The sequence below is a fragment of the Frankia canadensis genome (assembly GCF_900197875.1).
In the GTDB taxonomy this organism is placed as follows: domain Bacteria; phylum Actinomycetota; class Actinomycetes; order Frankiales; family Frankiaceae; genus Frankia; species Frankia canadensis.
In genome coordinates this window covers 1-15,153 of sequence record NZ_FZMO01000077.1, presented here as the reverse complement: position 1 = coordinate 15,153, position 15,153 = coordinate 1, and the positions used below count along the sequence as shown (strand labels likewise).

The following is a 15,153-nucleotide window of genomic DNA, read 5'->3' as shown; positions in this document are numbered from 1 at the left end:
ATGCGCGATCTTCATGGCCGCCGACGCGACGGGCCGGGGCGGAACCGCCGCCCTCGGCGCCGTCGTCGATGACCGCGAGCTCGACGCCGACCTCGACGGTCTCGTCCTCGGCGACCTTGATGGAGCTGATGACACCGGCAGCGGGGGCGGGGATCTCGGTGTCGACCTTGTCCGTGCTGACCTCGAGGAGCGGCTCGTCGGCCTCGACGCGCTCGCCCTCCTGCTTCAGCCAACGGGTGACGGTTCCCTCGGAGACACTCTCCCCGAGCCGGGGCATCGTGACAGATACAGACATGCTGGAACGACTCCTTCGTCGCTTCCGGTATCTGCACCGCGCAAGCGGGCCGGCCGGAGGCGCGCTGTTGCTGTTGCTGTGGCGTGGCCTGGAACGTCGTGGGTGGGTCGGGCCGACCGGTCAGCCGTGCGTGTGCAGCGGCTTGCCGGCCAGCGCCAGGTGCGCCTCGCCGAGAGCCTCGGACAGGGTGGGATGGGGGTGGATCAGCTGGGCGACCTCCGCGGGGAACGCCTCCCAGTTCGTGATGAGCTGGGCCTCCGCGATGAGCTCGCCCACCCGGTCGCCGACCATGTGAACGCCGACCACCGGGCCGTCGGGCGCGGCCACCAGCGTCACCGCGCCCGTGGTCCGCAGGATCTGCGCCTTGCCGTTGCCCGCGAGGTTGTACGTGACGGTGCGGACCTCGCCGAAGCGCTCCCGTGCCGCCGCCTCGGTCAGCCCCACCGACGCCACCTCGGGATGCGAGTAGGTGACGCGGGGGATGTTGTCGTAGTCGACGGGCACCGGGTTGAGCCCCGCGAGCCGCTCGGCGACGTAGATGCCCTCGGCGAACCCGACGTGCGCGAGCTGCAGGCCGGGGCGCAGATCGCCGAGCGCGGAGATGGTCGGGATGTTCGTGCGCAGCTCGCGGTCGACCAGGACGTAGCCGCGGTCGAGGGCGACGCCGACCTCCTCGTACCCGAGGTTCGCGGACACCGGCCCGCGGCCGACGGCGACGAGCAGCAGCTCGGCCTCGATGGTCCTGCCGCTCTCCAACGAGACGGTGACGCTGTCGTCGGTCGTCTTCACCCCGGCGAAGCGGGCGCCCAGGTGCTGGGTGATGCCGCGCTTGCGGAACGCGCGCTCCAGCAGCTTCGAGCTGGACTCGTCCTCCAGCGGGACGAGGTGCCCCAGCGCCTCGACGATCGTCACCTCGGCGCCGTAGGACCGCCACACCGACGCGAACTCGCAGCCGATGGCGCCGGCGCCGAGCACGACGGCCGAGGCGGGCACCCGGTCGAGTACCAGGGCGTCGTCACTGGTGATGACCCGCTCATGGTCGATGTCCAGCCCGGGCAGCGTCTTCGGGTACGAGCCGGTGGCCAGCAGCACGTGCCGGCCCTCGACGACCCGGTCGCCCACCGCCACCGCGGTCGGTGACACCAGCCGCCCGGTGCCCTGGACGAGCTCGATGCCCCGCGCCTTCACCAGGCCGGTCAGTCCCTTGAACAGGCCGGCGACGACCGAGTCCTTGTAGGCGTTGACCTTCGCCATGTCGATGCCGTCGAGGGTGGAGCGGACCCCGAAGGTCTCGCTCTCGTTGATGTTGTCAACGATCTCCGCCGAGTGCAGCAGCGCCTTGGTCGGGATGCATCCGCGGTGCAGGCAGGTGCCGCCGAGCTTGTCCTTCTCGATCAGAACGACGCTCAGGCCGAGCTCCGCGGCGCGCAGCGCGGCGGCGTACCCGCCGCTTCCGCCGCCGAGGACGACCAGATCGACGGGACCGGCCGCTGAATCCGCCACGCCAGGGATCCCTTCTCGTTGAGCTCCGTCGGAACCGACGTTCTGCGCGGGCCGGCGCGTCAGGCCACGCCGCACCGTCGCCCACCGCACGTCGGTCCGAGCCCAGTCTTTCACGCGGTCGTCCCGCGTCAGCTCGGATGGGCGAGTGGCCTGCGTCGCGTGGCCGGCGTCGCGTGGCCGGCGGGGCGCGGCGTCGCGCGGCCGTCGCGCGGATGGTGCGGATGGTGCGGGGATCAGGAGGCTGTGGCGAGGTCCTCGGCGAGCTGGACGAGGGTGCGGACGATGACGCCGGTGCCGCCCTTGGAGGTGTGGCCGTGGGGTTCGCCGCCGTTCCACGAGGGCCCGGCGATGTCGATGTGCGCCCAGTCGGCCTCGTCGCCGACGAAGGCGGCGAGGAAGTGGGCGGCGACGAGCATGCCGCCCTCGCGGCCGCCGCCGCCGTGCACGTTCGCGAGGTCGGCGACGGTGGAGTCCAGGCCCTTGCGCAGCTCGGGCGGCAGCGGCATCGGCCAGACGCTCTCCCCGGTCGCCGCCGCGGCGGAGGCGACCGCGTCGACCGCGCGCCCACCGCGACCCATCACCCCGCTGGTGCGCTGCCCGAGCGCGACGATCTGGGCGCCGGTCAGCGTGGCCACGTCGACGATCACGTCCGGCGACTCCTCACCCGCGCGCACCAGCGCGTCGGCGAGGACGAGCCGTCCCTCGGCGTCGGTGTTGAGCACCTCGACGCGGGTGCCGCCGCGCAGGGTGAGCACGTCCGAGGGGCGGATGGCCTCGCCGGCCGGCATGTTCTCGGCGCACGGCAGCCAGCCGACGACCGTGATCGGCAGCCGCAGCCGGGCCACCGCGAGTACGGCGCCGAGGACCGCCGCGGCACCGGCCATGTCGGCCTTCATCCACTCCATCGCCGTCGGCGGCTTGAGCGACAGCCCGCCCGAGTCGAAGGTGATGCCCTTGCCGACGAGCGCGAGCGCCGGATGCTCGGCGGCGTCGCCGCGCCACTCCAGCCGGACGAGCCGTGGCGGGTTGGCCGAGCCCTGCCCGACGCCGAGGATGCCGCCGTATCCGCCCTCGGTCAGCGCCGTCTCGTCGAGCACCTCGACGGCGACCCCGGCCTCGGTGGCCTTCTCGACGGCCACGTCGGCGAGCTGCGCGGGGGACAGGTGGCTCGGCGGGGTGTTCACCAGGTCGCGGACCAGCGCCACCGCCTCAGTGGTGATCGCGGCGCGGGAGATCTCGCGCTCGGCCAGCGGCCGGTTCGCCTCGTCGACGACGACCGTCAGCGCCTCGACCGGCGCCGGCCGCCCCTTCGCCGAGGTCGTGCGCAGCCGGTCGAACGCGTACGCGCCGAGCAGCCCGCCCTCCGCCACCGCCCGCAGCGCCCCGGCCGTGACCACCCCACCGGCGGCGGCCAGTGTGAGCGCGACCGTCCCCGTGCCGGCCAGGGCGCGCACCGCGCCGCCCGCCGCGCGGCGCAGCACCTCGTCATCCACCGGGGACGCCCCGAGGCCCACCGCGACGACGGTGGCGGCGGGCAGCGCGCCGAGCGTCGCGAACCGCACGATCTCGCCGGCCCGCCCGGTCGCGCCGAGCGAGGCGAGCACGCCGGTGAGCCGCCCGCCGAGCGCCGCGTCGACCTCGCCCGCGCCCCCCGCGACCGCCACCCCGCCGTCACCGGACGTGGTGCCGATCACCACCGCGTCCACGTCGAGATCGGCAAGGGCTGCGGAGCTGGGAGCGATGGCTGTCATGCGGTGAGCGTATTGAACGACTGGGTGGCGACACTAGGCTGGGCGCCATGGCACAGCTGCGTCGATCCCCGCTCTACGACCGTCATGTCGGCCTCGGCGCGAAGATGGCCGCCTTCGGCGGATGGGAGATGCCGATCGAGTACGCCGGGCGGGGCGTGCTCGCCGAGCACCAGGCCGTCCGCGAGGCGGTCGGGGTGTTCGACGTCAGCCACCTGGGCAAGGCGGAGGTCGTGGGCGTGGGCGCGGCGGCGTTCGTCGACGCCTGCCTGACGAATGACCTGGGCCGGATCTCCCCCGGACAGGCCCAGTACACCCTCTGCTGTGACGAGAACGGCGGAGTCGTCGACGACCTGATCGCCTATCTCGTCTCGGCGGAGCGGGTGCTGCTCGTGCCGAACGCCGCGAACAACGCCGAGGTCGTCGCCCGGCTCGCCGCCGCGGCCCCGACAGGCGTGACCGTGACCGACCGGCACGCGGACCTCGGCGTGCTGGCGGTGCAGGGGCCGGCCTCCGCCAAGCTTGTCGAGGCGCTGGGGCTGCCGACGGGCGGCGACTACATGAGCTTCACCGAGGCCAGCTGGCAGGGCCGCCCGGTGATCGTCTGCCGTTCCGGCTACACCGGCGAACGCGGCTTCGAGCTGCTGCCCCGCTGGGACGACACGCCCGCGCTGTGGGATGCGCTGCTCGCCGCCGGCGAGCCGTTCGGGGTGTCGCCCGCGGGCCTGGGCGCCCGCGACACGCTGCGCACCGAGATGGGATATCCGCTGCACGGCCAGGACCTCTCGGCGTCGATCACGCCGGTGCAGGCGCGCTCGGGTTGGGCCGTCGGCTGGAACAAGGAGCGGTTCTGGGGGCGCGGCGCGCTCGCCGCCGAGCGGGCCGCCGGCGCCGCCCGGCTGCTGTGGGGCCTGCGCGCCACCGGCCGGGCGATCCCCCGCCCGCACATGGCCGTCACCTCGGCGTCGGGCGAGCCGCTCGGCGAGGTCACCAGCGGCACGTTCTCGCCGACGCTGCGCCAGGGCATCGGCCTCGCCCTGCTGGCCCGCGGCGTGGCCGAGGGCGACACCGTGCACGTCGACGTCCGCGGCCGCCCCAGCCCGATGACGGTCGTGCGCCCCCCGTTCGTCCCCTCGTCACCGAAGTAGCCGTGCCTCCGCCGGCGTAGCCGCGTCCGGTCCGGACGAGCGGACGGCGCCCCGCCGCCAGGGTCTCCCGGGCGCAAGGTCTCCCGCGCTCAGGTGTCAGGCGCCGACCGGTCCGGCGAGGACTGGCGCCGCAGGATGTCGAGGACGTCGGGGGCCTCGTAGGCCCGGGCGTAGCTCCGCCGTGTGCGTTCGCGCAGCACGCCGATCTCCACCAGCCGGAGGATGGCGTTGCGCGCCGCCTGTGGCGTCTTCCCGGTCAGGCCCGAGACGGAGGTCGCCGTCACGAACGGGTTTCCGATCAGGCGGTCGGCGATGTCGCGGACGAGCCCACCGGTCAGGCCCGCGGCCCGGATCTGGTCGGTGTACGCGGCCTGCACACCCAGCAGGTCCTCCACCGTTCGCAGCGTCTGGTGGCAGGACTCGGCGAGGCCGGTGGCGAAGAATCCGATCCAGCCGTCCCAGTGTCCGTCGGAGCTGACCGCCCGCAGCCGATCCTGGTACTCGCCGCGGCGGTGCTCGAACCACGGGGAGATCGTCAGGAGCGGATGGGTGAGGGCGCCGCTCGCGACCAGGTGCAGGACGACGAGGAGACGCCCGATCCGTCCGTTCCCGTCGTTGAAGGGGTGCAGCGTCTCGAACTGGTAGTGGGCCATCGCCGCGGCCACGACCGGGTCGAGCGCGCGCGACGTGCTGCCGACCCAGTCCATCAGGTCGCGGACTGCGGCCTCCAGCTCGACGCCCGGCGGCGGCGGGACGAAGCGGGCGGTGTGGAGGGCGCCGCCGTGACCTCCGATCGCGACCTGGACCCGCCGGATCCGGCCGGCATCGGACGTCTCCGCCGGCGTGCCTCGGACCAGGACCTGGTGGATCTCGCACAGGGACACGGCGGACAGCGGGCGGCCCTCGTCCAGCGACGCGAACGCCGTCTCGGCGGCCTCGACGTAGTTCAGGACCTCCCGCAGGGACGCACTGCGGGCCTCCGGTTCGGCGAGGTCGGCGGCGAGCACGTCGTCCAGTGGCGCGAACGTGCCTTCCAGCGCCGAGGTGCTCTGGGCCTCGGCACGCAGGGTCGGCTGGCGCAGGAGCGATGGGTCGGGGATCTGCCGGCCGGCCTGCCCGAGGCGGCCGAGGGCGCCTCGGGCCTCGCTGACCGCGCGCCAGGTGGTTCCGGTCAGGGCCGGTTCGCTGCTGCCCAGCGGGTATGGCTGGAAGGCGACATGCTTGTACTCCCGGGCCCGCGCGTCGGTACCGGTGATCGTCACCAGGCTGCCGGTGGTGCTGTGCTCGAACAGCTGCGGGTCCACATGGAAAGTTTAGGGCCGAAAACTTGCGATCTTGAGTGTGGATGCAAAGTCGACTTTGCATCCACGGCGGCGGCGCATGGTGGGCCCGCGGGCGAGGGGGCGGCAGGTGCCCCCCGGCGATCAGCTCGGTCCGGTTGACGCACCCGAGCTTGTGCAGGATTGCCCGGACATGGCTCTCGGCAGTGCGCTCGCTCAGGACCAGCCGGGCCGCGATCTGCCGGTTGGACAGCGCCTGGGCGACGAGCGAGGCCACCTCGTGCTCGCGGGGCGTCAGCGGGTCCTCGGCGCGGCGGGCGCTGGAGGAAGATCGGCAACGGCTGGTAGGGCACCGCTAGGTCCACAGGTGCAGGGCGGGGGTGGGGAAAGTCATTGCCATGAACAGCAGGGTGATCGTGGTGGTGAGCTCGATGAGGCCGCCGAGGACGTCGCCGGTCAGGCCGCCGAGGCGGCGGACGAGGTAGTGGCGCATCCCCACCGCCGCCACCGTCCCCACGCAGACGGCGAACACGCCGCGCACGGCCCGGCTGGTGTCGCCGCCGTCGACGTCGAACCGCCCGGCCAGCGCCGCCACCGCGCACACGGCCAGGAACGACAGCACGGCGTCGCGGGTGCGCACGGAACCGGCGACCAGGGCGCCGAGGCCGTTCGGGTGCGCCGCCGGGGTGCCGCCCGCGCAGGCAAGCGTGGCGGCCAGCCGCCCCGTCATGGTCGCCACCAGCAGCGACACGGTGCCCCGGTGCACGGAGATGGCGGCACCGAGCGCGGTGACCTGCAGCAGCACGACGAAGACGACGGCGATCACCCCGAAGGCGCCGACGGTCGACTCCCGCATCACCTCCAGCGCCCGCTCGCGGCCCCGGCCCCGGCGCGCGCCGAGGCCGTCGGCGAGATCGGCCAGGCCGTCCAGGTGCAGGCCGCGGCTGGCGAGCGCGAGCACGGCGATGCCGACGGCGGCGGGCAGCACCGTCTGGGTGCGGTGTCCCGGCGTCCCGGTGGAGATCCGCATGCCGAACACCGCCACCGCCGCGACGAGCGCGACGACCAGGCCCACGAACGGTGCCAGTGCCATCGCCCGCCCGGCCAGGCGCCGGTCCAGCCGATCCGGCCCGCGCACGGGCAGCACCGTCAGCAGGGTGAACGCGGTTCGCGCCGCCAGCATCACAGGAACGTCGCCGCCGTCAGGTGGGGTCGGAGTACTCGGCCGGCGCGCGGTGCGCGTCGAGGGCCTCGGTGGCCTTGCCGCTCACGCCGGCCTGGTCGAACGTCGCCATCTCGGCGAGTGTCGCCTGCGCGGCCCGCAGCATCGGCACCGCCAGCAGGGCCCCGGTGCCCTCGCCGAGGCGCAGGCCGGCGTCGAGCAGCGGCGTGAGGCCGAGCGCGTGGAGCGCGATCGCCTGGGCGGGCTCGGGGGAGCGGGTACCGGCCACCCACCAGCGCCGCGCGTCCGGGGCGATGCGCTCGGCCGCCAGCGCCGCCGCGCAGACGATCACACCGTCGAGGATCACCGGGGTGCGCCGCGCCGCCGCCTGCACCAGCAGCCCGGCCAGCGCGACGAGATCCGCCCCGCCGACCACCCGCAGCACGGACGCGGCGTTGCCGGCGAAGGGCCGACCACGGCGCATCGCGTCGCGGATCGCGGCCGTCTTGACCATCCAGCGGGCGTCGTCGATGCCGGTGCCGCGCCCGACGACCTCGATCGGCTCGCGGTCGCAGAGCAGGGCGACGATCGTCGCCGCCGGCGTCGTGTTGCCGATCCCCATCTCGCCGGGAACGAGCAGGTCGGCGCCCGCGTCGATCTCCTCGTCGGCGACGAGCCGGCCGACCAGGAACGCGCGCTCGGCCTCCTCGACGGACAGCGCGTCCTCCCGGTCGATGCGCCCGCTGGAGCGCCGCACCCGGTAGCGCTCCGGCGGTGCCGTGCCGTCCACCCCGGCGGGACCGACCGGCGCCGGGCTGTCCACCGAGACGTCGACGACCCGCACCTCGGCACCGACCTGGCGGGCCAGCACGTTGACGGCCGCTCCGCCGGCGGCGAAGTTCGCGACCATCTGCGCGGTGACGTCGCTCGGGTACGCGGACACGCCACTGCCGGCGATGCCGTGGTCGCCGGCGACGACGATCGCCCGGACCCGCTCGAACGGGCGCGGCGGGCAGGCGCCCTGCGCCCCGGAGATCCAGATCGAGAGCTCCTCCAGGCGGCCGAGCGCCCCCGGCGGTTTGGTGAGCTCGCCCTGCCGGCGCCGCGCCGCCACCATCGCCACCTCGTCGAGCTCGGGGACGGCCGGCACGGTGCTCTCCACGGCGCCGTGCTCCACCGCGACGCTGTCTACCTCATGCGATTCCACGACGTCCTTACTACCTGATCGCCGGGCCGGCTCCGCGTGGGGTCTCGGCGGAGCCGGCGAGGGATGCGCGCGGGCGACCGGATCGGATACGTTCCGGATTGTGCCGGACCGCGAGCGGCGGGTGTTCCTGAGCCATACCGCGGAGTTGCGTCGCTTCCCCCGGGAGCGGTCGTTCGTGGCCGCCGCCGAGCGGGCGATCGCGCTGGCCGGTGACCGGGCCATCGACATGGAGTACTTCGGCGCCCGCGACGCCGACCCCGCCGAGTTCTGCGTGCGGGCGGTGCGCTCCTCGGACGTCTACGTCGGGCTCATCGCCTTCCGCTACGGCTCGCCGGTGCCCGGTCAGCCGGCGTACTCCTTCACCGAGCTGGAGTTCGCGGCCGCGACCGAGGCCGGCATTCCCCGCCTGGTGTTCCTGCTGGACTACCTGGCCGAGGTCCCGTTCGGCGACTTCGTGGACGAGACGTACGCGGACCGCCAGCGGGAGTTCCGCCGCCGGCTGCGCGAGTCCGGCATCATCACCGCCGACTTCCGCGGCGTCGGCGACCTGGAGACGGCGGTCCTGGACGCGCTGGTCAAGCTGCGGGAGTCGCAGCGCCGCGCGGACGCCGGTCCCATCCTCGCCGCCGCCGCCGGCGGCCCGGCCGGCGGTGCCCGGCCCTGGATGCTGCCCGCCGGGCCCGGCGACACGGTTCCCCGCACCGAGCTGACCGGACGGGTGGTCGCCGCCGTGCTCGCCGCGGAACGCGGGCCGGTCGTCCTGCACGGCACCGGCGGCATCGGCAAGACGACCGTGACGGCCGCGGCGTGCCGGGCGCCGGCGATCCGGGAGCACTTCGACGGCGGTCTGCTGTGGGTAACCGTCGGCGCGTCCCTGCACGGCGCGCCCCTCGCCGACCGGATCAACGACCTCAGCGAGGCGCTCGGCGGCGTCCGCCCGACCCTGTCCGACCCGGAACAGGCCGGCTTCCACTTCGGCACCCTGCTCGGTGACGAGCCGAGGCTGCTGGTCGTCGACGACGTGTGGAACCGCACCCAGCTGATGCCGTTCCTGCAGGGCGGCCCGGGCACCGTCCGCATCGTCACGACCCGGCTGCGCGACCTGCTGCCCTGGGGCCGCCCGATCGAGGTCCCGGCGATGACCCACCTGGAGGCGATGGCGCTGCTGCTGCGGGACGTCCCAGACAGCGCCCTCCCGGGCGGCGGTGCCACCGGCGGTGCCACCGGCGGTGCCACCGGCGGTGCCACCGGCCTCTCTGCCGGTGCGCTGACCAGCGGGGGTCTCTTCGGCGGCGTGCCTGACGGCCGCGTGCCGGACGGGGCGGCGGAGCGGCTGCTGGCCCTGACCGGGCGGTGGCCGGTGCTGCTGCGCCTGGTCAACCGCGCGCTGGTCCGGCACGTGCGGGACGGGATGAGCGTCGCGCGGGCGATCGAGCGGGTGGCGCACCGGATGGAACGCCGCGGCCCGACCGGACTGGACGTCACCCGCGCCGCGCACCGCAGCGAGGCAGTCGAGTCCACGCTGGCCGCGAGCCTCGGGCTGCTCACCGGCCACCGTCTCGACCGCTATCTCGAACTCGCTGTCTTCCCGGAGGACGTGGAGATCCCGCGCGGGGTGCTGGAGGCCTACTGGGGTGCCACCGGCGACCTCGACCCGGACGAGGTCGACGACCTCTGCGAGGAGCTCGCCGACCTCTCCCTCGTCGTCGCCTACCGCCGCGCCCCCGCTGCCCTGCTGCTGCAGGACGTCCTGCGCGGCTACCTGCGCATGCGCGTAGGCCCGCAACGTCTGCGCGATCTGGAAGGGGTCCTCTGCGATGCCCTGCGCGACGCCTTCCTCGACGTCACGACGCCCGACCCGCAGTTCCAGGGCCCGCAGGCACCGGACCCACGAAGTCGGGGTCCGCGGGAAGCGGGCGATCCGTGGTGGCTGCTGCCGGACACGGCGGGCTACGCCTGGAGCAACCTGGTCGCGCATCTGCTCGGCGCGGGCCGGACCGACGCGGTCGCGTCACTGCTGCGGGACCCGCGCTGGCTGCTGGCGAAACTGGCCCGCCCCCAGCTCGGCCCGGTCGCCGTGGAGGCCGACCTCGCGCTCGGCGCCCGCGCCCTGCCCGCCGACCGCGAGCTCGCCGCTGTGCGCCGCGTCGTCCTGCGCGACGCCCACCTGCTCACCCCGACTCGGCCGGCGACCTCACTCGGCGCGATCCTGCTCAGCCGCCTGGACGCCGGGCCCGACCTCGACCCGATCCGCGCCCGGCTCGACCCGCTCGTCCCCGCGCCCCGCCTGGTCAACGGCTGGTCCCGCCCCGACCTGCCGCATCCGGCCCTGCGCCGCACCCTGGGCGGCCACCACCGGTGGGCGGACGGCCTCGCCGTGGCCGACGGTGGCAACCTGCTGGTCTCCACCGGCGTCGACGGCACGGTGCGCCTGTGGGAGGTTCCTGACGGGCGCGGCCAGACCGTCGTGACCGGCCACGACGGCGCGGTGTCGACGTGCGCGGTGGCACCCGGTGGGCGCCTCGTCGCCTCCGGCGGCGCGGACGGCACGGTCCGCCTCTGGCCGGTGCCCGGCGACGGTCCCACGCCCGCCGCCCGGGTGCTGCGCGGGCACCGCGGCGCGGTCACCGCCTGCGCCTTCACCCCGGACGGGCGACGCGTCGTGTCGACCGGCGTGGACGGGACGCTGCGCTGCTGGGACGTCGCCGACGGCACCCCACTGGTCGCCGCGACCGTCTCCGACGCACCGCTACGGGCGTGCGTGCCCGCGGCGGACGGCAGCTGGATCGCGGTCGCCGGCGACGACGGCGTGATCCGGGTCTGTGATCCGTCGACCGGGCGCACGACCGTGACGCTGACCGGCCACGTGGGTGCCGTGCTGGCCCTGACGGCCGCCCCGGACGGCGCGTGGTTCGGATCGGCGGGGGAGGACGGCACGTTCCGGCGCTGGTCGACTCCCGACGGCCAGCAGGTCGGTGTGATCCGCGAACCGGCCGGCGCGATTCGCGGCGCCGCCGTGGGCCGCGACGGCCGACTGCTCGCGACCACCAGCCGGGAGGGCGTGATCCGGCTCTGGGACGCGGTGACCGGCCGGCACCGCACGGACCTGTCCGGCGCGGTGGGCAGCCGTGCCTGCGTCGTGTCCCCGGACGGGTCATGGGTCGCGGCGGCCGGGCGGTACGGCGCGATCCGGCTGTGGGCGACCGACATCGACGAGCCCAAGCCGCCGGTCGGCGGCCGCGACGAGCCGATGCGCGGCGCCGCCGTGCTGCCGCTGGGACCTGGGCCGCTGGTCGTCGCCTACACCGACAACGGCACCGTCGCGAGCTGGAAGCTCGACTCGGGCCAACCCAGCGGCGCGGCCGAGCGTCCCGGCGCGGTGGACCTCGCCCGTGGCGTCGAGGTCGGGCCCGACGCGACCTGGGTGATCGTTCCCGTCGGGCTCACCGCGCTACGGCGCTGGGACCCGTTGACCGGCGAGGTGCTGGCAACCCTCACGGCCGACGTGGAGATCAACGCCTTCGCGCTCGATCCGACGGGCCAGTGGGTCGTCGGTGCCTGCGCGGACGGCACGGTGCGCCGCTGGGGCGCGGCGGGCGGCCAGCCCCTTCCCGTCACGGTCCGCGTGACCAGCACCCCCGGGATGGCGGCCCACTCCTGCGCGGTCAGCCCGGACGGCCGCTGGGTCGCCTCCGGCGGCGACGGCACGGTGCGGCTGTGGTCCGCCCGAGACGCCGACCACCAGGTGGACGCCGTGTCCGACGACGGCGGATCGGCCCACGCCGGCGACGTGCTCGGGATGTCGTTCTCTCCGGATTCCCGGCTGCTCGCGAGCGCGGGTTCCGACCATCTGGTGCGGGTGTGGCAGGTGCCGGACGGCGCGCCCGTCGCGACGCTCGCCGGCCACGTCCACACCGTGCGAGACGCCCGCTTCTCGCCGGACGGCCGCTGGCTCGCCACCGCGGGCGGCGACGGCGCACTGCGGATCTGGGGCACGGCGAACTGGGAATGCGTCACGATCATGCGCTTCGACGGCGCCGCCCGGTCCTGCGCCTGGCTGCCGCCCGACCTCGGCCGCGGCCTCGTCGTCGCCTGCTCGGCCGGCCTGTTTCGCTACGACCTGGAGCTTTGAGCCGATCTGGAGCCCTGGCCTGGTTCGCAGTCGCGACCTGGCTCCAAAGGCCGGCCCGGTGGCGGACGCAGGGCGACGGGCACGCCCGCGACGACCTGCCACACCTCGTCGGCGGCGGCGGCGAGCGCCGCGTTGGCCCGGCCGAGCGCGTCCCGGAAGCGCCGGCCCGCCGCGGTCGCCGGGACGACCCCCGACCCCACCTCGTCGGTGACCGCGACGACGACGCGGGGGGTGTGCCGCCAGGCCTCGACGAGTTCGGCGGTACGGGCCGCGAGTGCGTCCGGGTCGTCGCGCAGCTTCGGGTCGTCGCGCAGCTTCGGGTCGTCGAGAAGTCCGGCCACCCACAGCCCGATGCCGTCGACGAGCAGGGGCGGTCCGGCCGCGCGCAGCAGCGGGACGAGATCGAGTGTCTCCACCGTGGTCCAGGCCGCCGGTCGGCGCGCGCGGTGCGCGGCGATGCGCGCCGCCCACTCGGGATCGCCCGGGTCCGGCGGTGCCGAGGTGGCGACGTACACCACCACCGGCTCGCCGAGCAGCCGCCGCTCCGCCTCCGCGGACTTCCCCGACCGCGCCCCGCCGGTGATCAGCACTCGACGCGGGGCCGGTGCCGACACGGCGGCCACCGCCGGGCGCCCGGCGCGGGGGGCGACGTCGAAGCTCTCCCCGTCGACCGGCGCCCGCGCGCCGACCCGCGCGAGTCGCCGGGCCAGCTCGTCACCCGGCGGGTTGCGATGGCTCAGGTGCACGGCCAGCACGTGCGTCCCGTCGACGACGGCGCCGCGCCGGCGCAGCTCGGCGACGACACCGGCGAAGTCGTCGAGATCGAGATGCTCGCCGAAGCCGGGCCGGTCCCCGTTGTTCTCCTCCAGCAGCACGACGTCGTACGCCCGGCCGGTGACGGCGGCGAGCGTGGCGTCGGGCAGCGGCGCGGCGGTGTCGCAGCCGTACAGCAGCCGCCCGCCGTCCGGCGCGGTGACGTCGTACAGGACCGCCGGCCCGATGCCCGCGTCCCCGTGCCGCGCGGCCAGCGGCCGCACCAGATACCCCCCGCCCAGCGGCGCGCCGCCGGGCGCCGCGTCGCGCAGCCGCCCATCGCCCGGCGATCCATCGCCCAGCGGTTCGGTACCCAGCCGAAGCGGCTCGTCGCCGGCCGTCGCCTGGTGCCAGCGCAGCGGCGCGCCGGGCCGGTCCGGGTCCGAGCCCTCCCCGCGGGCCAGGAAGGCGCGGCACACCTCCAGCGCCGCGGGTGGCGCGACGACGTCGAGCGGCGTCTCGGCGACGGACGACCAGGACCGCCACATGAGGCTCTCCGGCCCGAGATGGTCTGGATGCGCATGGCTGACGAGCAGGTGCCGCAGCCCGGACAGCCGGATGCCGAGACGTGCCGCGGTGCGTGGCACGTCCGGACCGCAGTCGATGAGCAGCGCGCCGTCGACGAGCACCGCCGTCTGCCCGCGGACCTCGTGGGCCCGCGCCCAGGCGCAGGACGCGCAGTCACACCACGGGTTCGGCCAGCCGTCCGCCGAACCCGTGCCGAGCAGGGTCACCCGCATCTGCGGAGATCACACGTGGGGGTGGCGCTTGCGCTCCCAGCGGGTCATCAGCGCGAGCACGGCGGCGAGCAGGAAAATCGCCACGAAGGTGACGACCACCGCGGCCCACCAGGACAGTGGCGGCTCGTGCTGCGCGGACTCGGCGGCAAAGGCGGCGGCGTTGTAGACGGTCGTTCCCACGCGGGTTGATCCTCCCACTCACGAGACAGGTGTGCGAGCACATCCTGGCCCGGGTGTCCCCGTCCGCGCCAGTGCCGTGCGGCCCGCACCGCCGGAAAGGGCCTGGCACGGTTAGATGGGTCCACCGGCTGACCGGCCGGGCGAGCACGGCGGCCCGGACCTGGGCCGCCCGGCTGGAGGGACGCGCCCATGACCTGGACCTGGCGATACGAGGTTGAGGACGGATCGACCGCGACGGTCGACGGCGCGGCCGGCTCCGAGTCCTTCACCAGTCAGGGTGACGCGGAGACCTGGATCGGGGAGTCCTGGCGGGAGCTGCTCGCCGGCGGTGTCATCCAGGTCACGCTGCTGGAGGCCGGCCGGCGGGTGTACGGCCCGATGAACCTGCGCCCGGTCACTTGACGGACCGCCAGCTAACGCTGTTAGCTCTTCTTGTGGCTAACGGCGTTAGCTGAATGGTTCGTCGAGGTGGAGGTAACAGGTCATGACAGAGCAGCCGTCGAACGCGCACTACCGGGCCCCCGGCTGGCTCACCCGCAACGTGTTCAACCGCGCAGTCGCGGGCCTGACCCGGGCCGGCGTCAGCCTGCTGGGCAGCCGGGTGCTGGAGGTGCGCGGCCGCACGAGCGGTGAGCCGCGGCGCACCCCGGTGAACCTGCTCGTCCTCGACGGTCGGCAGTACCTGGTCTCCGCGCGCGGGCACGGCCAGTGGGTGCGCAACGTGCGCGCCGCCGACGGCGAGCTGTACCTGCTCCGGGGCCGCTCGCGGACCCGCTACCACGCCGCGGAGATCCCGCCGGCCGACAGCGTCGAGGTTCTGCGCGCCTACCTGAAGCGCTGGAAGGCCGAGGTCGGCGTGTTCTTCGAGGGTGTCGGCCCCAACTCCAGCGACGAGGAGATCCGCCGGATCGCCCCCCGCCACCCCGCCTTCGTGCTCACTGAGGC

Annotated in this window: 12 protein-coding genes and 1 pseudogene; 4 read left to right on the top strand and 9 right to left on the bottom strand. The window is 74.9% G+C overall.

Annotation, left to right across the window (positions count from 1 at the left end):
* From C1A33_RS08365 to C1A33_RS08355, 3 genes are all read right to left on the bottom strand, one after another.
* The coding region (locus C1A33_RS08365; protein ID WP_341477200.1) for a biotin/lipoyl-containing protein at window positions 1-295 on the bottom strand (295 nt) is incomplete at its 3' end.
* Between the two features lie 120 nt (window positions 296-415).
* Window positions 416-1,798 carry a dihydrolipoyl dehydrogenase gene (gene lpdA, locus C1A33_RS08360; RefSeq protein WP_101830943.1) on the bottom strand — a complete coding sequence of 461 codons (1,383 nt, stop codon included), beginning with the start codon at window positions 1,796-1,798 and terminating at the stop codon, window positions 416-418.
* A 233-nt stretch (window positions 1,799-2,031) separates the two neighbouring features.
* Complete coding sequence (locus tag C1A33_RS08355) at window positions 2,032-3,549, bottom strand: leucyl aminopeptidase (RefSeq protein ID WP_101830942.1); 1,518 nt, start codon at window positions 3,547-3,549, stop codon at window positions 2,032-2,034.
* A 47-nt stretch (window positions 3,550-3,596) separates the two neighbouring features.
* Between C1A33_RS08355 and gcvT the strand changes: the two genes are divergently transcribed.
* Window positions 3,597-4,694 carry a glycine cleavage system aminomethyltransferase GcvT gene (gene gcvT, locus C1A33_RS08350; RefSeq protein WP_101830941.1) on the top strand — a complete coding sequence of 366 codons (1,098 nt, stop codon included), beginning with the start codon at window positions 3,597-3,599 and terminating at the stop codon, window positions 4,692-4,694.
* An 89-nt stretch (window positions 4,695-4,783) separates the two neighbouring features.
* Here gcvT and C1A33_RS08345 read toward each other — a convergent pair whose 3' ends face one another.
* From C1A33_RS08345 to cobT, 4 genes and pseudogenes are all read right to left on the bottom strand, one after another.
* Window positions 4,784-5,998, bottom strand: coding sequence for a Fic family protein (locus C1A33_RS08345; RefSeq protein ID WP_101830940.1), 1,215 nt, complete (start codon window positions 5,996-5,998; stop codon window positions 4,784-4,786).
* 130 nt (window positions 5,999-6,128) lie between these two features.
* Window positions 6,129-6,272 (bottom strand): annotated as a pseudogene (locus C1A33_RS08340) (response regulator transcription factor); the annotation flags it as partial.
* A gap of 57 nt (window positions 6,273-6,329) precedes the next feature.
* Window positions 6,330-7,157, bottom strand: coding sequence for an adenosylcobinamide-GDP ribazoletransferase (locus C1A33_RS08335; protein WP_101830939.1), 828 nt, complete (start codon window positions 7,155-7,157; stop codon window positions 6,330-6,332).
* 19 nt (window positions 7,158-7,176) lie between these two features.
* Window positions 7,177-8,343, bottom strand: a complete 1,167-nt coding sequence (gene cobT, locus C1A33_RS08330; RefSeq protein WP_279354597.1) for a nicotinate-nucleotide--dimethylbenzimidazole phosphoribosyltransferase — start codon at window positions 8,341-8,343, stop codon at window positions 7,177-7,179.
* A gap of 97 nt (window positions 8,344-8,440) precedes the next feature.
* Here cobT and C1A33_RS08325 point away from each other — a divergent pair, with 97 nt between their 5' ends.
* Complete coding sequence (locus C1A33_RS08325) at window positions 8,441-12,475, top strand: DUF4062 domain-containing protein (protein WP_243407322.1); 4,035 nt, start codon at window positions 8,441-8,443, stop codon at window positions 12,473-12,475.
* Here C1A33_RS08325 and C1A33_RS08320 read toward each other — a convergent pair.
* Window positions 12,457-14,028, bottom strand: coding sequence for a bifunctional adenosylcobinamide kinase/adenosylcobinamide-phosphate guanylyltransferase (locus tag C1A33_RS08320; protein ID WP_101830938.1), 1,572 nt, complete (start codon window positions 14,026-14,028; stop codon window positions 12,457-12,459). The two genes, C1A33_RS08325 and C1A33_RS08320, sit on opposite strands and share 19 nt — an antisense overlap.
* Window positions 14,029-14,037: 9 nt before the next feature.
* Window positions 14,038-14,208, bottom strand: coding sequence for a hypothetical protein (locus C1A33_RS34685; protein WP_165818288.1), 171 nt, complete (start codon window positions 14,206-14,208; stop codon window positions 14,038-14,040).
* A 189-nt stretch (window positions 14,209-14,397) separates the two neighbouring features.
* On the opposite strand from C1A33_RS34685, the gene C1A33_RS08315 reads away from it, so the two are divergent.
* Both C1A33_RS08315 and C1A33_RS08310 read left to right on the top strand, forming a co-directional pair.
* Window positions 14,398-14,610, top strand: coding sequence for a hypothetical protein (locus tag C1A33_RS08315; protein WP_101830937.1), 213 nt, complete (start codon window positions 14,398-14,400; stop codon window positions 14,608-14,610).
* Between the two features lie 82 nt (window positions 14,611-14,692).
* A partial coding sequence (locus tag C1A33_RS08310) for a nitroreductase/quinone reductase family protein (protein ID WP_101830936.1) occupies window positions 14,693-15,153 on the top strand: 461 nt, incomplete at its 3' end.